The following is a 24,481-nucleotide window of genomic DNA, read 5'->3' as shown; positions in this document are numbered from 1 at the left end:
ACGTCAACCCGCCGTCGCCTGGAGTTTTCCTCATGACGCGTGTCGGGCCGACGGACCTCGCCTTCTCACTTCGATCGCCAGGAACCCCAGGCACACTACGGTCAGCGCGGCCAGCGCGCTCAGCGCCGGTACGTGAACGGTGGCGAGCGCCAGTGCTGTGACCGCCACCGTCTGGGCTATCCGTTCCGCGCGCGCACGGTGGGCCAGCCGCCACCGGATCGCGTGGTCTGCGAGCAGGTAAATGACCACCCCACCGAAGAGGGCGAGGTGCGGGACCGGGTACAGCGGGACGCCGAGTGTCAACAGGCCCCGGTTGCCCAGCACGGACATCGTCTTGCCGAGCCCGAGCGAGACGAGCACGATACCGGCGATCATCGGCAGGTGCAGCAGCGCGTACGCGTCCTGAGCCAACGCCGCCCGCCGGTCCATGCCGCTTGCCGCCAGCGCCCGCGCACCGTAGTTGGCGGTCGTGCTGAAATAGATCCACCAGAGCGCGGCGAGCAGGGCGGAGCCCAGCGCGGCAGCGACGATGATCCGCGCGGAGATGGGCGTGTAGACCACGGCGGTGCCCATGGAGATTACCGCTTGGCCGAGCGCGATGATGATGACGAGGCTGTACCGGTCGGCCCAGTGCGCGGCGGACCAGGTCCAGGAGTGCCGGGTCCCAGCGAGCCGGTTGCCGACGAGATCCACGGCGACGGCAGTGATCCAGAGCCCCGCGCGCACTGGCGTCAGGAGCCGGACATCACCGACGGGCTGCGGGATCAACGCGGCGGCAAGCAGGATGGCGAGCGCCAGTACGGTCGGCACGGCGTTGCGCCTCAGCGCGGCCCGATGCGGCGGCTCTTGTCGGACGGTGTACCAGAACGCGCCGAGAAACAGCAGTCGGATCAGCGCGTAGCAGGTCACGAAGATCAGCGGCCCCGGCAGGCCGGTGCCGTCGGCGCTGAACGCCTCCGGGCTGGCCAGGGTGATCACTGCGGTGAGCGCGACGACAAGCACCAGCACCAGGCGGACCACCAGGTGCTCTGAACGGACTGCGACGCCCAACCAGGTGTAGGCGCACCAGGCGATCCAGAGAACGACGAGCACCAGCAGCCCCCGCACCACCCCGGGCCAGGTCGGGTCGTTGGCCATCATGGCGGCGACCTGGAGAAAGGCGTACACGTAGACCAGGTCGAAGAAGAGTTCCTTCGGCGTCACCCCGGACTGCTTCGTGACGGGTTCTATCTCGGCGTGCAGCCGGCGGTGACGGCGTCGGAAGACGGTGGCGTCGGCCACCGCCATGGCACCCACCGCCGCTGTCACCAGCGCCAGTTGAGCCAGCACCGGCACGTGCGGAGCGAGCGCCGACAGGGACGCCACCAGAAGAATCCCGAGAACGGGTGACCGCCCGAGCAGGCGCAGCGTGCGTATCTCGAACAGGATCAGGCCGACGAGGTAGAGGAGCACCCCGCCGTAGAGCACCAGCAGCCGTATCGCGGCCGAGGTCTCCGACGGCACGCGCTGCTCGGACAGCGTGTGGTGGATGCCGAGGGCGACCAGGATGAGCCCGGCCATCATCGGCAGGTGCAGGAAGCTGTACGCGTCGCGTCCGAGAAGCGTTCGCCGGGCCTCCGACACCCGTTCCAGCGCCAGTTCCGCGGCGTAGCGGGCAATGTCGAAGTAGGTCCACCACAGCAGCCCGGCAAGCAGGACGCCGAGCAGCACCCCAGCCAACACTTCCACGGTGAGAGGAGACGCCACGGCGACGCCCTGGCCCAGCCCGACCGAGATGATCGCCTCGCCGACACCGATCAGGATGATCAAGCTGTGCCGTTCGGCCCAGTAACGGATGGATCCGATCTGCCAGATTCCGGCACCCAGCAGCACGCTGCCCGCGTAGCCGGCGATGATCGCGCAAGCGACCAGGGTGAACCGGAGCCATTCGCGGGCCACCACGCCATCGGCGAACGCCTGCTCGCTGTGCTCGTACGACGGCACGAGGGCGGCCGCCAGCAGCGCCAGCTCACCGGACACCACCAACGGCCAGGCCTTCCACAGCCGCCGGCGAGTGCCCCGTTGCGCCACCCCTGCGGCGGTGGCGAACCCGAGGGCGCCACTGCGGGCGAGGATGTAGCAGATCGCGAACACCACCGGGCCCGAGAGCCCGCCGGGGCGGTCGACGAAGGCCTCCCGGGCAGTCAGCCCCATCACGAACAGCGTCGCGCTGAGCCCGAACATGAACACCGGCATGACGCCCCGGTCGAGCCGGATGATGTTGCCGAGCCACGCGTACGGCGCCCAACACCCCCACAGCAGCACGAGCAGCAGCAGCCCCCGGGGTAGACCAGCCGGATTGAGCTGCTCGGCAGTCACGCCCGTGACGTTCAGAAACGCGAAAACGAAGATCAGGTCCAGGAACAGCTCCAGCCGGGTAACGCTGCCCTCCCCCGGGGCCAGATGGAGTCGACGGAAGCTCCGCACGACCTCACTCTGCCAACAAGCCGTCCCGGCGACAGTTGATCGCCGCTACCAGCGGAGCTGGACCGGACGGCGAAGGCTTGCGCCTCACCCAGGTCGGGCGCGGATTGCGAGCCGCCGGACATGTCCTCGGAAGCCGCCCACCTCGACCCGATCAACCTCGGCACTCTTGCGGCCGCTGTCATCTCGGCGACGACCACCAGGTGGCGGTCTTCCTCGATCACCGTTCGGCACCGCTCGCGGAGCTTCTCCCGGCCGCCCTGGGTAGTCGAGGATCTACCGGCAGTGGCGGTCGGCATGCCGCCAGCCGCTGATTGGCTCTCGACCGGGAACGGCGGAGCAACGAAACTGGCGACCTGATGCCGTACTCGGGGGGCTTGTGATGCAGGTAGCGGTGGTCACCTTCGACGGGTTCAACGAGCTCGACAGCTTCATCGCCGCCGCGCTGATCAACCGGTGCCGTGAGGACGGGTTGGCGGCCTTCATCACGACGCCGACGCCGGTGGTCACGTCGATGAACGGCGTCGAGGTGACCGGGCAGCGCCCGATGGAGTTCGTGACCGAAGCAGACATCGTGCTGATCGGCAGCGGGGTGCGGGCGCGAGAAGTGGTCGCCGACGATCAGCTGCTCTCCAGACTGCCGCTCGACCCGACACGACAGCTGATCGGTGCGCAGTGCTCCGGCGCCCTGGTGCTCGCCCGGCTCGGGTTGCTCGACTCCACGCCCGCCTGCACGGATATGAAGAGCCGGCCGTTCGTGGAAGCCTGCGGCGTTACCGTGCTGGACGCGCCGTTCCACGCCGAGGGCAACATCGCCACGGCCGGAGGCTGCCTGGCGTCGCAGTATCTCGCCACGTGGGTGATCACCCGCACGCTCGGGGAGGGCGCCGCCCGCGACGTCATCGGCTATGTGGCCCCGGTCGGCGAGAACCAGGAGACCGTCGAGCGCGCCCTGCGCGCCGTCCACGCCGGTGAGGTCGTGACGAGTTGACGCCCCGCGGTGGCGGACGGTGACCGCGCGAGGCTGGGGCCGGCCGGGTGTCGCCCGCCCCCTGCGTACGCCTCGTCACTGGTCGCCGCGCGGCGCCCCACCCGGGTCCGCGGCCGGATTTCGTCGGCGGGGGAAGGGGCCTGCGGCCGGGCCACCCCGGGCTGTCCCGGTTTGGACCTTCGCGACCCACGGGCTGACGATGCCGAGTCGGTGCCACTGTCGTGCTCGGCGGTCGGCCATGGCCCCACGATCGGTGCGGAGGAGTGGATCAGGCTCCAGCGTGAACCGCTTCTGTTGAGGATGTTCTCGCTGCGTGTGCCGCTCGTAGTGGCATAACTCGGATGTTTGTCGACAGCCGTACGGCGGTGAATGTCTGCGGGTCCGTCCTCGGGACCGCGGGGGGCACCGGGCATCGCCAGGAGAGCGTACCCTCGGCCGCGTGATCCGCAGGACGGCGCGTGCCTCGCTGGCGGCGCTGACGGCGGTCGGCGTCGCGCTGGCCGGCTGCGCCGCCGGACCGACCGACCCGGCGCCGGTCTGGCGCGGGGCCACGCCGGGTCCGACACCGTCGGCCACCGGCGCCGCAGCACCCGTGTCGACCGCGCCGGTCGAGGTGCGACTGGCCTTCGCCGGTGACGTCCATTTCACGGGCCGCACCCTGGGCCTGCTGAACGACCCGGAGACGGCCTTCGGGTCGATCGCGTCGACGCTGCGCGACGCCGACGTCACGCTGGTCAACCTGGAGACGGCGGTGACCGACCGGGGCACGCCCGAGCCGAAGACCTACCACTTCCGGGCGCCGAAGAGCGCCTTCGCGGCGCTGCGCGCGGCCGGGGTCGACGCGGCGTCGATCGCCAACAACCACATCCTCGACTACGGCCGGCAGGGGCTCACCGACACCCTCGACGCCGCCGCGGAAGCCCGGTACCCGGTGTTCGGCGCGGGCCGCGACGCCGACGCGGCGTACGCGCCCTGGTTCACCACCGTTCGAGGGCTGCGGATCGCGGTGCTCGGCATGTCCCAGGTGCACGACCTGGCCGGGTCGTGGCGGGCGACGGACACCCGACCGGGGGTGGCGATGGCGTTCGATCCCGCCCGGGCCGCCGCCGCGGTGCGGTCGGCGCGGGAACGCGCCGACCTGGTCGTCGTCTTCATGCACTGGGGCGTCGAGGGCAACTCGTGCCCGACCGGGGAGATGAAGACGTTCGCCCGCCGGCTGTCCGAGGCCGGCGCCGACATCGTGGTCGGTGCGCACGCGCACACGCTGCTGGGCGACGGCTGGCTGGGCCGGACCTACGTGCACTACGGACTCGGCAACTTCCTCTGGTACGCCACGTCGCACAGCACGGACTCCGGCGTGCTGAAGCTGGTCGTCCGCGGCCGGACGGTGGTGGACAGCACGTTCGTCCCGGCGACCGTCTCCGGCGGTGGCCAGCCGGTACCGGCCACCGGGGCCGCCAAGCGGCGCATCCTCGACAAGCTCGCCACCGCGCAGCGGTGCACCGGCCTCGCGGCGAAGCGTCCCGCATAGCGCGGCGAAGCCGGTCGCCGGCTACAGGTGGGTGTCAGGAGGGCGGGCCGCCGGTGACGCCGCGCGGCGGCGGGTGCGCACCACGTGGTGCAGTACCACCAGGGGCGCCACGCCGACCGGGTACCAGGCCAGGTCGACGGGGTCGAACTGCACACCCAGCGCCAGCCTCGCCACCACGCTCCGCGCCGACAGTGCGGCCGGCACCCCGGTGAGCTGCGCGCACTCCACCAACCAGCAGAACACGGTGGCGAGCATCCCGGCCGGCACCGGCGCCATCCGGGGCCACAGGAACAGCACCCCGGCCCAGATCATCGACGCGTACAGCGCGGTGCCGGAGTACTGCCGCAGCGCCCCGTCGTCGACCACGCGGATCAGCAGGGCGAGGCCCAGGAACAGCAGCGCCGCCACCGGCATGAGCAGCCGCACCCTACCGGCCATGATCGACATTCTCGCGAACGTACCACCTGGCCCAGCCGTACCTCGACAAGCAGGCCGATGTGCCCGGGCGGGTGGCTTATGGTGAAGCCGGAGCGGCCATGGTGGCGAGATTCTGATGCGCGGCGCGCCCCGATCAGAGCCGTAGGCCCTTCACGTTTGTGGTTGAAGGATGGACCCATGACAGCACGAACATCCGCTCACGCCGGAACGCTCGTCGTTCCGGGCGGGAGCCAGCGCCACGCCGGCCACCGCTGACATGGACTGGGCCGGATGGGGTCTGTTCGGGTTGGTCGCCACCGCGGCGCTCACGGCGGCGCTGATCACCGCCCAACTGGCCGGCCTCACCCGCCTCGACCTTCCCCTGGTGCTCGGGACCCTCGTCACCGAGGACCCCGACCGGGCCCGCGTGATCGGGTTCTTCATGCACCTCGGCGCGGGCCAGGGCTTCGCCCTCGGTTACGCGGCCACGTTCGCCCTGCTGCACCGGGCCACCTGGTGGATCGGGGCGCTGCTCGGGCTGCTGCACGTCGGCATCGCGTTGACGGTGCTGCTGCCGCTGCTTCCGGGTGTCCACCCGCGCATGGCATCGCAGCGGGCCGGCCTGACCAGCACGGCCGTGTTGGAGCCGCCCGGCGTGTTCGCCGTCAACTACGGCGTGCAGACCCCCGCGGTCGCGGTCGTCATCCACGTGATCTACGGGATCGTCCTCGGACTGCTCCTCCAGGCCGACTGATGGTCGCCGACACGTGGGGGAGCGGTCTGCATGACTGATGGAACCGACCTGGCTCCCGCCCGGCGCCCGGCACCGATCAGGGACTACGGGCTGCTGGGCGACACCCGCACCGCCGCCCTCGTCGCCGATGACGGCGGCATCGACTGGCTGTGCGTGCCGCGCTTCGACGGCGAGCCGCTGTTCGGCCGGTTGGTCGGTGGCCCGGAAGCGGGAACGTTCCGCGTCGGCCCGGCCCGGCCGGCGACGGTCGTCGACCGACGCTACCGCCAGCACACCGCCACCCTGGAGACGACCTGGGCGGTGGGCGGCGGGAGCCTCACCCTCACCGAGGGCATGGTGACCGAGGTCAAAGGGCGGCTGCTGCCGACGACACTGCTGGTGCGGCGGCTGTCGGCCGAGCACGAGGCGGTCGAGGCCGTCGTGGAGTTCGACCCCCGCCTCGGCGCCCTGCACCGCCGGCCCCGGATCCACCACCGGCGCCAGGCTCTGGTCTGTTCGTGGGGATCGGTCGCGGTTTCCCTGTCGAGTGCGCCCGAGCTCGCCATCGAGACCGGCCGGGCCACCCCGATCACGGTACGGCCCGGCAACCCGGTCACCCTCGTGCTGGCCGTGGCCCACCGCGAACCGCTGATCCACGTCGAGCCGGCGGCGGCCTGGGACCTGCTCGTCGAGGACGAGAACCGGTGGCGGGACTGGACCACCGAGATCGACGAGTCGCTGCCCTTCCGCGAGGCCGTGGTCCGCAGCCTGCTGACCATGCGGCTGCTGACCTACTCGCCCTCGCAGGCGCCGGTCGCGGCGCCCACGACGTCGTTGCCCGAGGACCCGGGCGGGATGCGCAACTGGGACTACCGCTACGTCTGGCCCCGCGACGCCAGCATCGGCGTCAGCGCCTTCCTGGGGGTCGGCAAGGCCAGGGAGGCGCACGGCTTCCTCGCCTGGCTGCTGCACGCCAGCCGGCTGCAGCGGCCACGCCTGCCCGCGCTGCTCACCCTGCACGGCCGCCATGTGCCGGCGGAACGGGACCTGCCCGGCTGGCCCGGCTACCTCGCCAGCGTCCCGGTACGGATCGGCAACGGCGCCGCCGGCCAGCACCAGCTCGACGGCTACGGCTGGGTGGTCGACGCGGCCTGGGCGTTCGCGCAGGCCGGACAGCGCCTCTACAGCGAGACGTGGCGGGCGGTGCGCGGCTTCGCCGACGTGGTCGCCCGGTGCTGGCAGGAGCCCGACGCCGGCATCTGGGAGGTCCGCGAACCGGCCCAGCACGTCCACTCCAAGCTCATGGGCTGGCTCGCCCTGGACCGCGCCCTCCGCATCGCCGACACCCACCCGCTGCCCGACCGCCAGCGCCGGCGCTGGCAGGAGGCACGGGACGCGATCGCCGCCGAGGTCCGCACGCGCGGCTTCGACCCCGAGGCGGGCTGCTACGTCCGCGGCTACGGCACCCCCGACCTGGATGCCGCCCTGCTCGTCCTGCCGCTGCTCGACCTGGACAGCGCCGACTCGCCCCGGGTCCGGGGCACCATCGACGCCGTCCGGGACCGGCTCTCCGCCGGAGGTCCGCTGCTCTACCGCTACCCGCCGGGCCGCGACGGCTTCCCGGGCGGGGAAGGCGCGTTCCTGCCCTGCTCCTTCTGGCTCGTGCAGGCCCTGGCCCGCACCGGGCGCCGCCGCGAGGCCGTCGAGCTGTTCCAGACCCTGCTCGACCACGCCAGCCCCCTCGGCCTCTACGCCGAGGAGATGGACCCCGCGACGGGCGCCCACCTGGGCAACTACCCGCAGACGCTGACCCACGCCGCGCTCGTCCAGGCCGCACTCGCCATCCGCGACGCCCCACCAGCGGCCCGGTGACCGAGGGAACGCCGCGCCGGTAGACCGGAGGGCCCACCGGCCGCCGGCCCGAGGGACGGCGGCCGGTGCGTACGGCGTCACCGCCTCGGCAGCAGTTGGATGATGGCGGCCAGCGCCAGTTCCAGCACGATGAGCGCGACCAGCCCGGCCCGGAACCCGCCGGTCAGATCCGCGGCCCGGTAGAACACGATGCCGATCAGCGCCACCCCGACCGCGTTGCCGGTCTGGTTCACCGTGGCCAGCACCCCCGCCGCGGCACCGGTGTGCCGCGGATTGATGCGCGAGAGGACGGTCGTGGTGAGCGGGGCGAGCGCGATGCCCATGCCGATCCCGTCCACGGCCAGCCCCGGCACGAGCCATCCGGTCCCGTGCCCGGCCGCCTGCCACATGCCGTACAGGCCCACCGCCATCACCAGCGCGCCCACGCTGACCACCTGCCGACCGAGCCGGGCGGCGATCCGGTGCGCGTACATCGAGGTGGCCAGGTAGCCGGCGCCGATGGCGATGAACACGACGCCCGACTCCAGCGCCGACAGGCCCCGCTCGACCTGCAGGTAGAGCGCCAGGATGAGGAAGAACGACGCCTGGCCCATCCAGAACACCTGGGTCGCCACCAGCCCCACCGAGAACGCCCGCTCCCTGAACAGCGTGAGGTCCACGAGGGGTTGCTTGCTGCGCCGCTGGGTCGCCGCGAAGAGCGCGAACAGCAGCGCCGCGCCGGCCAGGCTCAGCCAGGTCCACAGCGGCCAACCCTGCTCCCGGCCCTCCACCAGCGGCAGGACCAGCGCCACCAGCGCGGCGCTGACCAGGACCACGCCGGCCAGGTCGAGCCGGGTCGCCGGGTGGCGGGACTCCGGCACCCGGCGCAGCAGCGCCAGCGCGGCCACCCCGATCGGCAGGTTGATGAGGAAACACAGCCGCCAGTCCAGGCCGAACAGGTCCGCCCGGATCAGCAGGCCGCCGATCAACTGCCCGAAGACGGCGCCCAGGCCCATCGTCAGGCCGTACCGGGCGATCGCCTTCGGCTGCTCGGCCGGCGCGACGCTGGTCCGCACGATGGCCAGCACCTGCGGCATGAGCAGCGCCGCCGCGAGCCCCTGCAGCACCCGGGCGCCGATGAGCACACCCGCGGTGGGCGCCAGCCCGCACAGCACCGAGGCCGCGGTGAACAGTGCCACGCCGAGCCCGAAGACCCGGCGGCGGCCGTACCGGTCGCCCAGCCGGCCGCCGGTGATCAGGCCGGCGGCCACCGCGAGGACGTAGCCGGCGACCACCCACTCCAGCGCGGCCGGCCCGGCGTCCAGGTCGCGTTGCATCGCCGGCAGTGCCACGTTGACGATGAACGCGTCGATCGCGGTCATGAACGTCGAGATCAGCAGCACCGGCAGGAAGGCGCCGGGCCGCGCGGCCGGTGCGGTGACCCGCACCGGCCGCGCGCTCAGGACGGTCATGCCGGCACCCGGTCCAGGAAGCCGTGCACGGTGGCGATCCGGCCGTCGGCGATGACCGCGACGTCGAAGCCGACGACGATCGGCTCGGCGCCGGCCGGGCCGAGGTTCCAGGTGAACCGGGCCAGATCGTGGTGCGCGTCGACCGGGCCGGCGAGGCTGAACTCCAGGCCGGGGAACTGCTGCTGCACGCCGGCGATCAGCGCGTCGATCTGGTCGCGGCCCGCGACGGAGGCCAGCGGGTCGGTGTACGTCCCGTCGGCCGCCAACACCTCGTCGATGAGGGCCCGGCGGGCGGCGGCGTCGGTGGTGTTCCAGGCGGTGAGGTACTTCTCGATGAGTTCCATGGCCAAGACGCTATGGAGGATCCGGCGGCCGGGAATCGGTAGCGCTTAGGTACCGCGTACCTGTGTAGGGTCGTGGGAATGTTGCACGGCCGCGACGCAGAGCAGGACCGGATCGCGGCCCTGGTGGCGCGGGCACGGGCGGGGGAGAGCGCGGCGCTGGTGCTGCGGGGTGGTCCGGGCATCGGCAAGACCGCCCTGCTGGACTGGGCCGCGGAGCTGACGTCGCCCACCGGCCAGCCGCCGCGCGTGCTGCGCGCCAGCGCCGCCGAATTCGAGGCCGAGTTGCCGTTCGCCGGGCTCAGCCAGCTCGTACGCCCGGCGCTCGACCGCCTCGACCGGCTGCCCCCGCCGCAGCGGCAGGTGCTCGCCTCCGCGTTCGGGCTCGGCGGCGGCGCCCCGGCCGACCGGCTGCTGGTGGGGCTCGCGGTGCTGTCGCTCCTCGCGGACCTGGCCGACGACGGTCCGCTGCTCTGCCTCGTCGACGACGCGCACTGGCTGGACAGCGTCTCCGCCGAGGCGCTGCTGTTCGCCGCCCGCCGCCTGCACGCCGAGGGCGTCGTGATGATCTTCGCGGCCCGCGACGGCGCCTTTCCCGCCCCCGGCCTGCCCGAACTCACCGTCGGCGCGCTCGCGCCGGCCGACGCCGTCCAGCTCCTCGACCCGCAGCTCGCCCCCGAGGTACGGATGCGGGTGCTCGGCGAGGCGCAGGGCAACCCGCTCGCGCTGATCGAGCTGCCCCGGGTCGTCCGGGCCGGCGACGCCGGCGGCCCCCTGCCGCTGACCGACCGGTTGCAGGCGGCGTTCCACGGCCAGGTCGACAGGCTGCCCGCCGGCGCCCGGACACTGCTGCTCGTCGCGGCCGTCGAGGACAGCGGCGACCTGGACGTGCTGCTGCGCGCCGCCGCCCCCCTCGGCGGTAACCCGGCGGACCTGCGGCCGGCCGAGGAGGCGCGGCTCGTCGAGGTCACCGGCCGGCGGCTGCGGTTCCGCCACCCGCTGGTCCGCGCCGCCGTGCACGCCGCCGCCACGTACCCGCAGCGGCTCGCCGCGCACCGGGCCCTAGCGGACGTGCTCACCACGCCCGACACCGCCGACCGGCGGGCCTGGCACCTCGCCGCGGCCACCACCGGCCCGGACGAGCAGGTCGCCGCCACCCTGGAACGCACCGCCGAGCAGGCCCGCGCCCGCAACGGCTACGGTGCCGCGCTGGCAGCGTTCGAGCGCGCCGCCGAACTCAGCGGGGACTCCGCCGCCCAGGCACGCCGGCTGCTGTCGGCCGCCGAGAGCGGCCTGCAGTCCGGGCACCTCGACAACGCGGTACGGCTCGCCGAGCGGGCCGCCGGCCTGGTCAACGAGCCGGCCTTCCACGCCCGCGTCGCCTGGGTCGAAGGGCACGCCTGGTTCTGGCAGGGCGGCCACCAGACCGCGTACGACCTCATGAGCCAGGGCGCGCAGCTCGACCCCGGACAGCGGGACGCGTTGCTGGTGGCGGCGTTCCACCCGGCCTGGTACCTCGGCGAGCCGTACCTGGGCGTCTGCCTCGACCAGCTCGCGACCCTCGACCATCCGGTGGCCCGCTACCAGGTCGCCGCCGTCCGCGGCCGTCCGCTGCCGCTGGCCACGGTCGCCGCCCAGGTGGGCGCCGAACCCCGCGACCGCGTGCAGCTCTGCGGGCTCGGCTTCGTCGCCGGGCAGGACGCCGAGACGTACGAGCTGACCTCCGGCCTGGTCGCCCGCTGCCGGGCCGACGGCGTCCTCGGGCTGCTGCCCACGCTGCTGTTCTTCCTCGCCGAGGCGGAGTTCTTCCACGGCCGGCACCGCGACGCCGCGGTCAGCCTCGACGAGGCGGTCCGGGTCGCCCGCGACGGCAACCAGCCGCTCTGGGTCAGCCAGCTGCTCGCCATGCAGGCGGTCCTGGCCGCCGTTGCCGGCGACGAGGCGCGCTGCCAGGAACTCGTGGCCTCGGCGCTGGACGGCGCCGCCGCGGGCGCCGAAGCGGGCGGCCGGGCGTGGACGCTGTGGGCGCAGGGCCTGCTCGACCTCGGCCAGGGGCGCGTCGAGTCCGCCGTGACCCGGCTCGCCGCCCTGCAGGAGAACCCGTACGCCCACCAGGTGTGCGCGTACCGCAGCGTGCCCGACCTGGTCGAGGCGGCCGTCCGGGCCGGCGTGCCCGAGCAGGCCGAGCAGGCGTACACCCGCTTCTCGGCCTGGGCGGAGCGGGTCGACCAGCCCTGGGCGACGTCGCTGGCGCACCGCTGCCGGGCGCTGCTCTCCGGCGACGAGCAGGACTACCTGCTGGCGCTGAAGGCCGGCGGCCGCCCCTTCGAGCAGGCCCGCACCGAACTCCTGTACGGCGAGTGGCTGCGCCGCGCCCGGCGCAAGGCCGACGCCCGTGGCCGCCTGCACCACGCCCTGGGCACGTTCGACCAGTTGGGTGCGGCGCCGTGGGCGGCGCGGGCGCGCGGCGAGCTGGAGGCCACCGGCCTGCGCGCCCCGCAACCCGCGGCGTCGGCGGCCGCCGAGCTCACCCCGCAGGAACTGCAGATCGCCCGGCTCGCCGGCACGGGACTGTCCAACCGGGACATCGCGGCGCAGCTGTTCCTCAGCCCCAAGACGGTCGCGTACCACCTATACAAGGCGTATCCGAAGCTCGGGGTCACGAGCCGGACCGAGCTGGCCGCCTTGGCATTGTGACCAGCCCGCGTGCCGTCAGACCTGGACACGCAGACGGCAGCCTTCGACGATGCGAGTCCCGGGAAGATGATTCGGGTCGGTGTCGCGACCGCCGCACGCCGTTGTGCTGTCTACTTGCGGTGTCGCCACCCTTGACCTCGACCGGTCGCCGCAGTCCCTGGCACCTGTCCGGGGGATGGGGGCGGACTGATGGCTCTCCGTTCGATCTCCCTCACGAAGTCCCGCTTGTCCCTCGTGTAGCGAGCGGGGTCAGCGGCATGTCGGGCAGCGAGTTCGCGTTTCAGCGTGACGTATGAGGCGGCGTCTTCCGGGTGGGCGCGGAGGTGGTCGCGGAAGGCCACCAACCGACGCCAGTAGTCGCTGCCCTGCTCAGTGACATGCAGGTGGTGCGTGCGGAGACGGGTGAGGTCTTCTGGCCCCTTGCGGAAGACCCGGCGGCTGGGATCGTCTGCCTCCGACTCAGGCGTGTAGGTGTAGCCGATCTCCTGCAGGCGCTCCACCAGCGCCGGGAAACCGTTGAAATCGCGGACAGCGGCGAGGATGTCGATAACCGGTTTTGCCGCCAGGCCAGGCACCGCCGTACTCCCGACGTGCTCTACCGCCAGCAGCGATCCCGCGAGCGCGCGCGTCAGCAGTTCGGCTTCCTCGGCATAGCGCTCGGGCCAGCTCGGGTCGTACACCTGGACCTGAACCCGTGCCGCCCGATACCAGAGTGCGTTGCCCGGCCGCCCGTTCATGAGCCCTTCCTACCGACCGGGTGCGACATGCGCAGCCCCAGGCAGCTTCGGCTGTTCACCAAGCCACACAGCCAGGACCACCCGCTCCCACTGCACCATTGGATCATGTTCCCGCTCAGGCTGCCCCAGCCGTGGCGTCCCACCAGATGCTTGACAGTTGACCTTGGTCTGCGACGAGACTGAGCAGGGCACGAAGACTGGGAGGGTGCCTTGATCTCGACGGAGCTGGAACTCTTCGCGGACTACTACCAGGTCCACCTGTTCGATGACGGATCCGTGACCGATCTTGGGGACGCCTGGACCGAAGAGGCGGTGCTCGACAACCTTGCCGTGGACACGGACGCCATTGCGGTCGGCACCACCGTGAACGTCAACGTGGCCGTGACCGTGGAGGTGTTGGAGGCAGCGCCAGAAGACGAAAGCGCGGAGTTCGACCACGTCGTCGAGGCAAGCCTGCAAGTCTCCTCGGGCCGACTCGTCGTCATGGGCTGCACCGACTACGAGCCAGACGCCGCACGGTTCCGGGTAGCGGCGGGACCGGTTCGCGTACGGGCCGCGAGAAGCAACTTGGTCGAAGCGGAACGTCTCGGCATTGATTCCGACGACGATCCGGCGACCATGGAGCGACTTCGACTGCAGGTATGGCCTGCCCCGCATACCGACCCGGTTGTCATCAAGCGCTGGAAGCCGCTGGCGGCTTAGCTCATCCACCAACCAACGCTGCCCACGGCGATCACGTCAAGCATCAGGTGGGGAGGCAGGTGTCAAGCATCAGGCGGGACACGACACATCCCTCCTGCCTACCAACTGCCGAACAGACCTTTCATAGATCAAGGCGGCCCGCAAGGGGGGGCCGGGCCGGCCGGCCGCGCTGACGGACCATAGAGGCGAGGGCTGAGGCGGGACGATCGCTGACGGGGTCGCTTCCCCGTCGGCATCAGGGCGATCACTGCCGCGCAGGGGAGCTGCTTGCCCCCGGAGTCTGGTGGGCACCGCCCGCGGTGTGATGACGACGAGGACCAGGGCGTGACACATCCTCCGGAAGCCCGATCGCCTTCGTCACCCGGTCGGTGTCCAGGGCGCTGCGCGTCGGCACGCCGATGGCCTACGGCCACCCTTGACCCCGACCGGGCTCCGCAGTCCTCGGCACCTGTCCGGGGGATGGGGGGCAGTCTGGCGGCCGCCTTCCGCGAGCGAGGCTGGACGGTTTGGGCCCGGGCGCTTGACGCAGGTCATCGTCGCCAGGAGAGGATAGGCGGGTGCGGTCCTGCCTTTCGACGCCACCTGCTATTCCCGCTGGCGCCCTCGCCGCAGGTCCACAACCGATGCTTTCCGCCCAGGGTGGCCTGCTCTTGCGGCCGTGGGAGCCTTCCGATGCGCCGGTCTTCTTCGCTGCGTATCGGGATCCCGAGATCCAGCACTGGCACACTCGCCAACCCGCATCTGAGGACCAGGTCCGTGAGTGGTTCCAACAGTACCGCCAGGCCTGGGAGCAGGAGACCGGCGCGAGTTGGGCGGTGACGCGCGGCGGCGGTGAGGTGCTGGGGCGCATCGCCCTGGGCGGCATGAATCTCGATGACGGTGTCGCAGGGTGCGCATACTGGGTGCTCCCGGCCGCTCGCGGAGCAGGCGTTGCCTCCCGGGCGCTGACGGCCCTGAGCGCCTGGGCACTCGGCGAGGCCGGTTTCCATCGTGTGCACCTGGATCACTCAACCCGCAACCATGCCTCCTGCCGCGTCGCCGTCAAAGCTGGCTTCCTCCTGGAGGGCACCAAACGCAGCGACGCCATCCACTCCGACGGCCGGCACGACATGCACCTACACGCCCGTATCGCTGGCGACGAGTGACTCGCCTGAGCGAGGTCTGCCTCCGCAGCGGCCGGCACTGGCCAGCTCTTGGCCTTTAACCGCGGCGGGCACGAGACGCAACCCGGCGGACCGGCGGCCGCAGACGTTTCGGGCATCACCACCGCTTGAGCACGCTCTTCCAACCTGCGGCTACGACCCGGCGGTGGGCCAAAATTCGTCGTCCTCCTCGTCCGGCGACGACGGGGCGTACTGACGCAGAGCGCCGTTGCGAATCATCCAGACGCGGAAGAAAAGCTCCTCCTGGTCCATCACGAAGAGCTGCACGACATGGGGATTGTGCCAGGCCAGGGAACCGAAATGCTGCACAACAGCAGCGAGGTCGGCGTGGTTGAGCGCCCCGGCGAACACCTCACACTCGGGGTTCTTATGTCCGCCCCACTGGTTGCCCGCAGCGGTGATCAGGCGCAGGTTGCCGCAGCCGCCCGGCCTCATGCCCAGCTCGCGACGGGGGCAGTCGTTGTCGAGCCACCCGCTGAACGCCTCCGCGTTGAGGCGGTCCTCCGAACCCACCGACAGCATCACGTTGGCAACCCAACTCACCGCATCCCCAATCCACGCCGGACCCGTACAACCAAGTCCGCTGACGCTGACATCGCCCGGCTCGCCGACTCGGCCTGTCCAACCGGGACATCGCCGCGCAGCTGTTCCTCAGCCCCAAGGCGGTCGCGTACCACCTGTACAAGGCGTATCCGAAACTCGGGGTCGCCAGCCGCACCGAGCTGGCGGACCTGGCGCTGTGACCAGCCTGCTTCCCCGGTGCCAGTCCCGGAAGATCGGTCGGGTCGGTGTCGCGGCCGTTGCACGATGGGTTTCGACGGGTGCGGGTTCAGCCCGTTGCAACGGGTGCGGGGGATTCTGCCTGCACAGGCACCGGACGGTGAAATGGTCGACCGGGGCGGGTGCCGTCGTGGTTGCCCGCCGCCCTGGTCGGGACGATCGCTGCCGCACGGCGGAGTCGCGTGCCTCGAGTCACGTGCGCGTGGTCTGTGGCCGTGACGACGGAGACCCAGGACTAGCACAAGGGCTGCAGGCGTGGGCAGAGACGGACAGCTGTTACCTCGGGCAACTCCAGCAGGTGTTGCCTGAGTCGATCCTGTTCCTCACCAGACAGGCCCTTGCGGAAGCTGACCCAAAGGATCGGGCCGGTGCCGTCATCGGTGCCTGTGAAACTGACGCTGTCCGCGCCGAATCCGATACCGCTTCCGTCGCCTTCGATGATCCTTCTATAGGGCTGCTCCGTCACGTCGAACCTGGAGCTGGTGTGGACCGTGAGCGCATCCGCCGGCGCTAGGGCCATCCGGTAGATTTCCACAGCCCAAGCCGCAGTCGTGACCATAGCCACGGTCACGCCGACGGCGACCGCTACACGGGACAGCCTCGGCGTCCGCTGCAGCGGGTCGGCCTGTGCGGCGGCGACGAGAATCAGCGCGGCCGGAAGGTGTAGGTACCACCCGAAGAACAAGCCCGGGAGCGACAAAACAGCTAGCAGCAGGGCGCTGGTGAGGGCGGCGACCCGAAACGGCTTGCGACCGGGAACGCACAGGGGGATCGCGGCGACGGCGGTGGGGGGCCACCAGATCAACGCCCCATCCCAACCGACCTCAACGCTTGACCATGCCGCGGGGATGATCGAGGTCCAGAGTGCGACCGCCGCCAACGCCCGAGTCCGCACGTACACCTTCGCCGCCGCGGGGCGCTGGCTCTCCACATCGATCATTGTGTCCCCCGCGCCCGTGGTCCATGCCGCGCCTTGCTCCGTCCGTAGTGTGCCATCCATGTGCCCACTAGCGAGCGCCTGCGGGTGGTCACGAGGGGGCAGGAACGGTCCGATGCTTTCTGTAACCTGCACGACCGTCCGCGTTCAGTCTGGTGGAGGCCGGCGGGCCGGCGGAGGACCGCTTTCAGGTCATGACCGGGGTACGCGTGGCGGGGAATGACCCGAATTTGGTAGCAGCCTGCGAGCCAGAGGCCTAGCTCGGCCAGCCGATCGCGTCGAGGAACTCCTCCACGGCGACCACGACTCGGCTCAGTACCGCGATCGACTCGGTAAGCGGGCCGGGGACGTACATACCGTGGTCCGCGCCCTCCACCTCCAGCACATGGGGTGACAGCCGGCGAGCGATGTCACCGTCCCACACCTTGTCGGCGGTGCCACCCACGAGCAGGAACGGCGCGGTGGCACGGCCCAACGCATCCGCCACCCACGGCAGGGTGAGCAAGGGCGTGAGCCACACGGCGGGCAAGGATCTTCCGGCGGCAATCGCTGCCGCGTTCGTGCCGAGCGACTTGCCGATCAGCAGCGGGCGACCGCCAACGGCGTCGATCAGCGGAGCGATCTCCCGGCCGACCCAGCTCTCGATTTCTGGCTGATCGGGCTTCGGGAACTCCTCGGACCACGAGTACCGATGCACCGTCGCACCCCGCTGCTCCGCCACATCGCCGGCATACATCAGCAGGGGAGCGCCCGGTCCGTACCTAGCGCCGGGAATCACGACAGCGTCAGCCATGCGGACGACCTTATCCAGGACGGCGGGCCCAGCCGAGGCTATTCCTGGGTGACGGATCCGCGGTCCTCACGAACGATCGTCTTCGCCACCTCGGTCAGGTCATTGTTCAGCTGATGATCGCGGCCGGGTAGCAGATGCAGCTGTGCCTGCGGGATGGCGCGTGCGTACAGGTCGGCGTGCGACGGCGGGGCGGTCTCGTCCCGGAGCCCATGAAACACATGCACGGGCACGCCCTGCGGCAGCCTCGCGCCGAGGTCGTCCGGCAGCTCGAACTCGTCGCCGGGCCAGCCGCCCGCACCGACGAACGGAGCGGCGACCAGCACGATCGCCCCGAGCTCCGGCTCCGGTGGCCGCTCGGCGAGCGCGTTGACGAGGATCGTCGCGCCCACCGAATGGCCGACGACGACGTCGCCGTCGTCCAGGGCGGCCATCTCACGTCGGATGGCGGCGCTCCACCTGGCGTAGCTCGGGTCGGCCTCGTCCGGCATGCGGGGGTAGCGGACCTCGTACCCGTCCCCGAGCTCTCGCCTCAGGCCGTCGGACAGCTTGTCGTCCCATTCGTCGTGCGCGCCCGCGCCGCCACCCTGAATGAACAGGACCTGCCGGGTCTCTGCCATGACGATCCACCTTCCCGCTCTTCTGCCTGTGCGTGCGGGGCCAGCTGGCTTCAGGACGGTTGCTCTGCGCGTCGTGGCGCATCATGATCACACGATGCTGGACAGCGTTCTCCGATGGTAGTCAGCACGTGGTGGGCCCTGCACGCCGTGGTCTCGCTTGCCGCGGCATGTCTGCTCTGGGCCTTCAGCGTTCCCGGCTTTTCCCTACTCCTGGTGCTCTGCGCGCTTCCCCTGCTCTGTCTGGCCGGTGCGGCCTGGGCTGTCTGGGTGGTGACGTTCGGGGTACGGCGGCAATGGTCCTGGTCGTTCCTGCCGGCTCCGATGATCGTCGTGCTCGCGCTGGCGCTGCTCGGCACGGGAGCTCCGCTGCAGGCCCGCTGGGCGATGAGCCGTAGTGCGTTCGATCGGGTGGTCGCCACCGTGCCCACGACAGGCGCGGTGGACGGTGACTGGTCCAGCGTTCCGGTGCCGTCGAGGATTGGCTCGTACCTCATCATGTCGGCATACCGCGTGCCTGGCGGAGTTGTGTTCTACGAGGTGAACGGATCCATGACCGACGACGCCGGGTTTGCCTACCTGCCCGACGGCCCCACTCCGGACCTGGAGACCCCCGACTTCGAGTCCCCGGTCTTCAAGCACCTCGGCGGTGCCTGGTACAGCTGGACCGCGAGCTGGTAGGCGAGGACCGCGAGGGCGAGCACGTCCTGAGTGTCGGGGGCCAGCGATAGCCTGCCACTCATGGGGAGCGCCGAACTGGATGAGTTGATCGTCGCGGACGCCGAGGCGCTGCGGGCGTGGTTGTCGGCCAACCACGCCACGTCGCCCGGGGTCTGGCTGGCCCTGACGAAGAAGGGCGGCTCGGTCACGACGCTGACCTGGCAGCAGGCGGTCGACGAGGCCCTGTGCTTCGGCTGGATCGACGGGCAGGCCCGTAGGCGGGATGAGGAGTCCTCGTGGATCCGGTTCACCCCTCGCCGGCCCCGCAGTTCCTGGTCTCAGCGCAATGTCGCCAACGTAGCCCGGTTGGAAGCGCAGGGGCGGATGCTGCCCCCGGGCCGCGCGGCGGTGGAGGCCGCGAAGGCGGACGGGCGCTGGGCGGCCGCCTACGCCCCGCCGTCGGAGGCCGAGGTGCCGGCCGACCTGCTCGCCGCGATCGCCGCCGAACCCGCCGCCCAGGCCATGTTCGACGTGCTCACCAAGGCCAACCGGTTCGCTCTTATCTATCGCGTCAATTCCGTGAAACGGGCGGAGACACGCGAGCGGAAGATCGCCGAGTTCGTGGCCATGCTGGCGCGTCAGGAGACCATCTACCCGCAGAAGGCCAAGCCCGCGAACCAACCCTGAGCGGCGTCTTCATGATCATGGAGAGGTGCTTGCCGCCGGCGTGCACCTACCAGCCGCTACCGCTCGACTCTGCGGCTGCGAGCGCGTACGAGCGGCTGCAGGGGCGGCGCACGGCCTGGTCGGGACTGGCCTCCCCGTTCACAGATCGAGTGGTTCGATGACCTGTTTCCGGGCGTGTTGATAGATCACTGAGCTGCGGAAGCCGACGATCTCGCGGCGTCCGCTGAACTTGTCCATGAGGAACGCGTGCAGGCTGTCGACGCTGGGCACGGCGACATGGACGAGGAAGTCGTCGCCGCCTGCCACGACGAACACCGACAGCACCTCGGGCAGCCCCATCGCGTACTTCTTGAAGCCGTCGATGACGGTGCGGCTCAGAGGCCGGACCTGCACGTGCAGTAGTGCCTGAACGCCGCGGTTGAGGGCGGTCAGGCTGATCTCGGCGTGGTATCCGGTGATCACGCCTCTCTCCCTCAGCGCACGGACGCGCTCGAGGCAGGTCGACGGTGCGATGTTGACGGCGCGGGCCAGCTCGCGATTGGTCTGCCGCGCATGTGTCTGCAGATGCTGGATGATCGCCGTATCAAGTTCGTCCACGACCGAGATCTTGTCATCTTCTCCGAACGACGTTCGGTGTGAGCCCGTTGGTGCCGGTCATGTGCCTACTGTCGGTCCCGTTCCGACGAGCAGGTGAGGGGAAGCCAACATGGTCGCGACCGACATCGGCACCGAGTCCATGCACGAAAACGTCGTCGCCAGGCGGGGTGCCCGATCCGGCCTGCCGATCGTCGTCGCGGTGCACTCCACCGCGCTCGGGCAGGCCATCGGTGGATGCCGGCTGGCGCACTACCCACACTGGCGCGACGGCCTGGACGACGCGCTGCGGCTCTCGGCCGCGATGTCGGACAAGTGCGCGCTGGCCGGGCTGCCCAACGGCGGCGGCAAGACCGTCGTCGCCCTGCCCCTCGGCATGACACTGGACGACACCTCCCGCCGGGCGGTGCTGCACGACGTGGGCGACGTCATCGCCGGTCTGAACGGCACGTACGCGACCGGCCCGGACGTGGGCACCGGCCCGGACGACATGGTCACGATCGCCGAGCGGACGCCGTACGCGTTCTGCCGACCGGTCAGCGCCGGTGGCAGCGGCGACTCCTCCGAGCACACCGCCGTCGGCGTCCTCGCCGCACTGCACGCGCTGTGCGCCGAGCGGTTCGGATCCTCCGACCTGTCCACGCGCAGCTTCGCCGTGCTCGGCCTTGGCCGCGTCGGCGGCCACGTGCTGCGGATGCTCGCCGACGCCCGCGCGACGCTGGTGGCGAGCGACGTCGACGACAGCCGACGTCTGCTCGCCCGCTCCGCTGGCGCCGCCTGGGCCAGCCCCCAGGACTGCCTGACCGCCGACGTGGACGTACTCGTCCCCGCCGCCCTCGGCGGCCTGCTCACCCCGCACACGGTGCCGGAACTGCGCTGCGCCGCGATCGCCGGACCGGCCAACAACCAACTCGACACCCCGGCCACCGCCAACCTGCTGCACCGGCGTGGCATCCTCTGGGCCCCGGACATCGTCGTGAGCGCCGGCGGCATCATCCACGCCACCGCCGTCGAACTACACGACGAGACCTCGGCCCAGGCCACCGTCCGGGTCCACGCCATCGCCGACACCCTCACCGACATCCTGCACACCGCCCGCGCCACCGGCTCGACCCCGGCGGACGCCGCCCGCTCCCACGCCCGCCAACGCATCCGGGATGGCCACCGCTGATCACAGCCACCACTAACGTCCCATCGCCCTGGAGCACCCCCACATGACCCCGGCAACCACACTCGTGATCGTCATCCGTGCCGACCTGCCAGCCGCATCGGCGGCCAACGCCGCGGCAGTGCTCGCGTTGAGTCTCGGCGGCCGGCTGCCCCATCCACCGGCGGCCGACGCCAAGGACGGCTCCGGCGAACCGCATGCCGGGCTGAACCCCCATCCGGTGCCAATCCTGAGCGCCACCGCCGACCAGCTCCGCGACCTGCATCGAACGGTGCGCGCCGACGGCGACCTGATTACCGTGGCCTTCAACGAGGTCGCCCGACAGGCCCGCACGTACGACGACTACGTGGCCGCGCTCGCCGCAACGCCCGCGGAGGAGATCGGCTACGTCGCCGTCGCGGCGTACGGCCCACGCAGCCGAATCACCGCCCTGACGAAGCGATTCCCCCTCTACGCCGCCGACGCGCCGGTCACCGCAGCGCCGGACGCCACCCACAGGAGAGCCGGGCTTTTCCCCGCCGCCGACGACCGCCGGTTCAGCACACCCGCCAACGGCAGCGAACGGCAGCTGCTGCACGACATGCTGCGAGCCCAGCGCAACACGCTGAGGATGAAGTGCTCAAACGTCGAGGATGGGCTAGCTCGACGAGCGGTGCCACCATCGACGCTGTCGCTGCTGGGTTTGATCCGGCACCTCGCCGACGTGGAACGCCGCTGGTTCCGCCAGGTCCTGGCCGGGCAACACGCATCCCCACTGTTCTCGTCCCCAACCCACCCCGACGGCGACTTCGACGACGCCGTACCCGATCCTGCCGTCGTCGCCGCAGCCCGCCGAGCCTGGCACGACGAGGTCACCTTCGCCGACACGTTCATCAGCAACGCCGACAGCCTCGACGTCGAGGGCCAGGACAGCTGGCGCGGCACCGTCTCGCTGCGCTGGGTCCTCGTCCACATGATCGAGGAGTACGCCCGCCACAACGGACACGCCGACCTGCTCCGGGAGCGCATCGACGGAACCATCGGCATGTAGCGCTTCCGCCATGATCAGGCGCGCTGTGCTCGGGCCTGTACCGCTAACGGCGCCTTGCTGTGCCAAGGCGTTGGGAGCAGAGAGGCCTCCGTTAGATCCACGCTCCCGCTGACGGGTGTCGCGAAGCTCCGTGAAGTGCCATGATCGGCGGCGATGAGCAGTGGTGGGGATTCCGAAACCGTTCTCCGTGCGGCCCGCCAGCACCACTTGGCGCAGGTGAACGGTGTGGTTCGTCGCCCCGGCATGTACGGCAGGGACGAGATGGCCGAACGGCTTCTGCTGGAGGCGATGGCCGCCGTGGAGGGAAGCCTGGAGCGCTGGTGGGCGGAGTGTGAGGGACTACGCGAACGCGACGCGTTCGGCCCGACGGGTGTGGTGGGCGCCTACAGCAACATCCTGCCGGCCGATGCGCTGCGTGACGCTACGGCCTCCATCTACGGCGAGATCGCCCATCGCCTCGGCTGGCTCGAGCTCGACCGGGCGTTGTCGGAGGCGGAGTTTCACCAGTTGGGTGCCGACGTCGGCGGGTGGCTTTCGCAGGACCGCACACTGTCCGAGGTCATCGAGACGTACGGGCCCCCGTCGCTGTGGATCGGCGGGACAAACCCCCTCTGTCCCAAGACGCTCGCCTACACCACGGCCGATCCCGACGACGACCTGATCTGCTTCCACCTGTGGAACACCTTCGCGAACACCTCGCCTGAGACGACGCGGCGAGGCGTGCACCCCGAACCGGTGGTGCTCGCCGTACGCCATCGGCCCGGCAGGTTTCCCGACTCGTTCTCGTTCACGCCGGAGGGCCTGCGTCGCAGGCCCACCGGCGATCAGCGGAGCCCGATCAGGCCGACCGTCTGGCTCTTCCACGGTGAACACGCCCGGAACGCCTCCGGCGTGTTCGACACCTTGGACGCCGGACTCGCCTGGGCGGCCCAGCATCACGTGACCGGGATCCTGGCCGAGTACGCCATCGGGGGCGCCTATGACGTCGCAGTCAGCGAAGGCCGGTTCACGCCGTCGAAGCCACACCACGGCACCGCGGACCACGTGGCCGCCTTTAGTCCGGGATTACGTCACCTCCACCTGACCAGCGGCCGCCGGGATTGAGGAACATCCGCTCGTGCCGCAGGTCGCGAACCTGCCCGGCGGCGCACCGGCCGCCGACAAGCCGGTGGCGGAGCGGCCGTGCTCAGGTGCGCACGTCCGCCACGGCTGACGCGGTGAACCCGGAACGTCGTAGCCACGTCCTACGGTGGGCCCATGGACTGGAAGATTGAGCTCATCCCCGTTCCGGTGACCGATGTCGACCGGGCCAAGGCGTTCTACGAGAAGGTGGGCTTCAACGCCGACCACGATCACCGGGTGCACGAGGGCCTACGGTTCGTCCAGCTGACACCACCCGGCTCGGCCTGCTCCATCGTGATCGGCGATGGCATCACCGACAAGACGCCCGGCACGCAGGAGATCCAGGTCGTGGTCGCCGACGCCGAGGCGGCGCGCCGGCAACTGCTCGACGCCGACGTCGACGCCAGCGAGGTCGAGGTGCAGCCATGGGGCAACTTCGTCTACTTCGGCGATCCTGACGGCAACAGGTGGTCGCTGCAGGCGATCGCGTCACGCCCCAACGGCTGATCGAAGGCCCACGACAACCTCTGGCAAAGCACTGAGGTCTTCTCGGCGACGTGGCGCTTGCGGTGTGGGACGGGGCGCGGGTGCCGCCCGTGGCCTAGCTCTGCGGTGCCAGGGTGCGTAGGACGTCGAACTCGTTGCCCTCGGGGTCTGCCATGACCACCCAGTTGCGGTCTGAGCCCTGGCCCACATCCGCCTTGGTGGCGCCGAGGCCGAGTAATCTGGTCACCTCCTCCTCGGTGCTGCCGTCGATTGGGCTGACGTCGAGGTGAAGACGGTTCTTCACCGTCTTGCCCTCAGGCACCTGGACGAACAGCAGGGTGGGCGGCATCTGACGGGCCCGAACCTCCTCGACGGTCGGCACCCACGAGCCGATCTCGACCTTGCCCTCGCTCCGGTCGATCACCTTGAAGTCCAGGACCTCGCACCAGAAGGCCGCCAGTCTCTCCGGATCGTGGCAGTCAACGGTCAACTCGGTGAACCTGCTCGTCATG

The 24,481-nt window shown here is 70.8% G+C and carries 25 protein-coding genes; 14 read left to right on the top strand and 11 right to left on the bottom strand.

What is annotated here, in order from left to right; all coding sequences use genetic code 11:
- Positions 1-30: 30 nt before the first annotated feature.
- Positions 31-2,466, bottom strand: coding sequence for a low temperature requirement protein A (locus GA0070603_RS05910; RefSeq protein WP_091308300.1), 2,436 nt, complete (start codon positions 2,464-2,466; stop codon positions 31-33).
- A gap of 391 nt (positions 2,467-2,857) precedes the next feature.
- Between GA0070603_RS05910 and GA0070603_RS05905 the strand changes: the two genes are divergently transcribed.
- Complete coding sequence (locus tag GA0070603_RS05905; RefSeq protein WP_244282424.1) at positions 2,858-3,454, top strand: DJ-1/PfpI family protein; 597 nt, start codon at positions 2,858-2,860, stop codon at positions 3,452-3,454.
- A 439-nt stretch (positions 3,455-3,893) separates the two neighbouring features.
- Positions 3,894-4,985, top strand: a complete 1,092-nt coding sequence (locus GA0070603_RS05900; RefSeq protein ID WP_091308297.1) for a CapA family protein — start codon at positions 3,894-3,896, stop codon at positions 4,983-4,985.
- A 21-nt stretch (positions 4,986-5,006) separates the two neighbouring features.
- Here the strand turns inward: GA0070603_RS05900 and GA0070603_RS05895 are convergent, their stop codons facing one another.
- Positions 5,007-5,423 (bottom strand): ribosomal maturation YjgA family protein, encoded by a 417-nt coding sequence (locus GA0070603_RS05895; protein ID WP_208862823.1) that lies wholly within the window; start codon positions 5,421-5,423, stop codon positions 5,007-5,009.
- A gap of 256 nt (positions 5,424-5,679) precedes the next feature.
- Here GA0070603_RS05895 and GA0070603_RS05890 point away from each other — a divergent pair, with 256 nt between their 5' ends.
- Positions 5,680-6,156, top strand: coding sequence for a hypothetical protein (locus GA0070603_RS05890; RefSeq protein WP_091308290.1), 477 nt, complete (start codon positions 5,680-5,682; stop codon positions 6,154-6,156).
- A 30-nt stretch (positions 6,157-6,186) separates the two neighbouring features.
- The gene (locus GA0070603_RS05885) at positions 6,187-8,007 is read left to right on the top strand and encodes a glycoside hydrolase family 15 protein (protein WP_091308288.1); all 1,821 of its coding nucleotides are present in this window, start codon (positions 6,187-6,189) and stop codon (positions 8,005-8,007) included.
- 77 nt (positions 8,008-8,084) lie between these two features.
- Here GA0070603_RS05885 and GA0070603_RS05880 read toward each other — a convergent pair whose 3' ends face one another.
- Positions 8,085-9,458, bottom strand: a complete 1,374-nt coding sequence (locus tag GA0070603_RS05880) for an MFS transporter (protein WP_091308285.1) — start codon at positions 9,456-9,458, stop codon at positions 8,085-8,087.
- Positions 9,455-9,802 carry a nuclear transport factor 2 family protein gene (locus tag GA0070603_RS05875; protein WP_091308281.1) on the bottom strand — a complete coding sequence of 116 codons (348 nt, stop codon included), beginning with the start codon at positions 9,800-9,802 and terminating at the stop codon, positions 9,455-9,457. The genes GA0070603_RS05880 and GA0070603_RS05875 overlap by 4 nt, the downstream gene beginning before the upstream one ends.
- A gap of 78 nt (positions 9,803-9,880) precedes the next feature.
- On the opposite strand from GA0070603_RS05875, the gene GA0070603_RS05870 reads away from it, so the two are divergent.
- The gene (locus GA0070603_RS05870; protein WP_091308276.1) at positions 9,881-12,496 is read left to right on the top strand and encodes a helix-turn-helix transcriptional regulator; all 2,616 of its coding nucleotides are present in this window, start codon (positions 9,881-9,883) and stop codon (positions 12,494-12,496) included.
- 110 nt (positions 12,497-12,606) lie between these two features.
- Here the strand turns inward: GA0070603_RS05870 and GA0070603_RS05865 are convergent, their stop codons facing one another.
- The gene (locus GA0070603_RS05865) at positions 12,607-13,233 is read right to left on the bottom strand and encodes a GrpB family protein (protein WP_091308272.1); all 627 of its coding nucleotides are present in this window, start codon (positions 13,231-13,233) and stop codon (positions 12,607-12,609) included.
- A 210-nt stretch (positions 13,234-13,443) separates the two neighbouring features.
- Here GA0070603_RS05865 and GA0070603_RS05860 point away from each other — a divergent pair, with 210 nt between their 5' ends.
- Both GA0070603_RS05860 and GA0070603_RS05855 read left to right on the top strand, forming a co-directional pair.
- Positions 13,444-13,935: a hypothetical protein gene (locus GA0070603_RS05860; protein ID WP_091308268.1), complete on the top strand. Its 492-nt coding sequence runs from the start codon at positions 13,444-13,446 to the stop codon at positions 13,933-13,935.
- Between the two features lie 623 nt (positions 13,936-14,558).
- Positions 14,559-15,080 carry a GNAT family N-acetyltransferase gene (locus GA0070603_RS05855; RefSeq protein ID WP_244282423.1) on the top strand — a complete coding sequence of 174 codons (522 nt, stop codon included), beginning with the start codon at positions 14,559-14,561 and terminating at the stop codon, positions 15,078-15,080.
- 150 nt (positions 15,081-15,230) lie between these two features.
- Here the strand turns inward: GA0070603_RS05855 and GA0070603_RS05850 are convergent, their stop codons facing one another.
- Positions 15,231-15,620 carry a squamosa promoter-binding protein 15 gene (locus GA0070603_RS05850; protein ID WP_244282686.1) on the bottom strand — a complete coding sequence of 130 codons (390 nt, stop codon included), beginning with the start codon at positions 15,618-15,620 and terminating at the stop codon, positions 15,231-15,233.
- A gap of 95 nt (positions 15,621-15,715) precedes the next feature.
- Here GA0070603_RS05850 and GA0070603_RS32590 point away from each other — a divergent pair, with 95 nt between their 5' ends.
- Complete coding sequence (locus GA0070603_RS32590; protein WP_208863000.1) at positions 15,716-15,841, top strand: helix-turn-helix domain-containing protein; 126 nt, start codon at positions 15,716-15,718, stop codon at positions 15,839-15,841.
- 272 nt (positions 15,842-16,113) lie between these two features.
- Here GA0070603_RS32590 and GA0070603_RS05840 read toward each other — a convergent pair whose 3' ends face one another.
- From GA0070603_RS05840 to GA0070603_RS05830, 3 genes are all read right to left on the bottom strand, one after another.
- Positions 16,114-16,809, bottom strand: a complete 696-nt coding sequence (locus tag GA0070603_RS05840; protein ID WP_167544506.1) for a hypothetical protein — start codon at positions 16,807-16,809, stop codon at positions 16,114-16,116.
- A gap of 262 nt (positions 16,810-17,071) precedes the next feature.
- The gene (locus GA0070603_RS05835; protein ID WP_091308257.1) at positions 17,072-17,608 is read right to left on the bottom strand and encodes an alpha/beta fold hydrolase; all 537 of its coding nucleotides are present in this window, start codon (positions 17,606-17,608) and stop codon (positions 17,072-17,074) included.
- Between the two features lie 38 nt (positions 17,609-17,646).
- Positions 17,647-18,225, bottom strand: a complete 579-nt coding sequence (locus GA0070603_RS05830; protein WP_091308253.1) for an alpha/beta fold hydrolase — start codon at positions 18,223-18,225, stop codon at positions 17,647-17,649.
- Between the two features lie 114 nt (positions 18,226-18,339).
- Here GA0070603_RS05830 and GA0070603_RS05825 point away from each other — a divergent pair, with 114 nt between their 5' ends.
- Positions 18,340-18,903, top strand: coding sequence for a hypothetical protein (locus GA0070603_RS05825; RefSeq protein WP_091308250.1), 564 nt, complete (start codon positions 18,340-18,342; stop codon positions 18,901-18,903).
- Between the two features lie 60 nt (positions 18,904-18,963).
- Entirely contained in the window at positions 18,964-19,569 is a 606-nt protein-coding gene (locus tag GA0070603_RS05820; protein ID WP_091321612.1) for a YdeI/OmpD-associated family protein, read from the top strand.
- Between the two features lie 138 nt (positions 19,570-19,707).
- Here the strand turns inward: GA0070603_RS05820 and GA0070603_RS05815 are convergent, their stop codons facing one another.
- Positions 19,708-20,166 carry an Lrp/AsnC family transcriptional regulator gene (locus tag GA0070603_RS05815; RefSeq protein ID WP_091308247.1) on the bottom strand — a complete coding sequence of 153 codons (459 nt, stop codon included), beginning with the start codon at positions 20,164-20,166 and terminating at the stop codon, positions 19,708-19,710.
- 109 nt (positions 20,167-20,275) lie between these two features.
- Here GA0070603_RS05815 and GA0070603_RS05810 point away from each other — a divergent pair, with 109 nt between their 5' ends.
- The 4 genes from GA0070603_RS05810 (at position 20,276) to GA0070603_RS05790 (ending at position 23,990) form a co-directional block, all read left to right on the top strand.
- A complete protein-coding gene (locus GA0070603_RS05810; protein WP_244282422.1) occupies positions 20,276-21,334 on the top strand; it encodes a Glu/Leu/Phe/Val dehydrogenase dimerization domain-containing protein in 1,059 nt (352 codons plus the stop codon).
- Between the two features lie 43 nt (positions 21,335-21,377).
- Positions 21,378-22,361 carry a mycothiol transferase gene (locus GA0070603_RS31730; RefSeq protein WP_208862821.1) on the top strand — a complete coding sequence of 328 codons (984 nt, stop codon included), beginning with the start codon at positions 21,378-21,380 and terminating at the stop codon, positions 22,359-22,361.
- Positions 22,362-22,514: 153 nt separating this feature from the next.
- Complete coding sequence (locus GA0070603_RS05795) at positions 22,515-23,465, top strand: DUF7710 domain-containing protein (RefSeq protein WP_091308243.1); 951 nt, start codon at positions 22,515-22,517, stop codon at positions 23,463-23,465.
- Positions 23,466-23,618: 153 nt separating this feature from the next.
- Complete coding sequence (locus tag GA0070603_RS05790) at positions 23,619-23,990, top strand: VOC family protein (RefSeq protein ID WP_091308239.1); 372 nt, start codon at positions 23,619-23,621, stop codon at positions 23,988-23,990.
- A gap of 94 nt (positions 23,991-24,084) precedes the next feature.
- Here the strand turns inward: GA0070603_RS05790 and GA0070603_RS05785 are convergent, their stop codons facing one another.
- Positions 24,085-24,480 carry a VOC family protein gene (locus GA0070603_RS05785; protein ID WP_091308236.1) on the bottom strand — a complete coding sequence of 132 codons (396 nt, stop codon included), beginning with the start codon at positions 24,478-24,480 and terminating at the stop codon, positions 24,085-24,087.
- Between the last annotated feature and the right edge of the window lies 1 nt (position 24,481).

The sequence above is a fragment of the Micromonospora chersina genome (assembly GCF_900091475.1).
In the GTDB taxonomy this organism is placed as follows: Bacteria; Actinomycetota; Actinomycetes; order Mycobacteriales; family Micromonosporaceae; genus Micromonospora; species Micromonospora chersina.
This window is presented reverse-complemented; position numbering and strand designations above follow the sequence as displayed.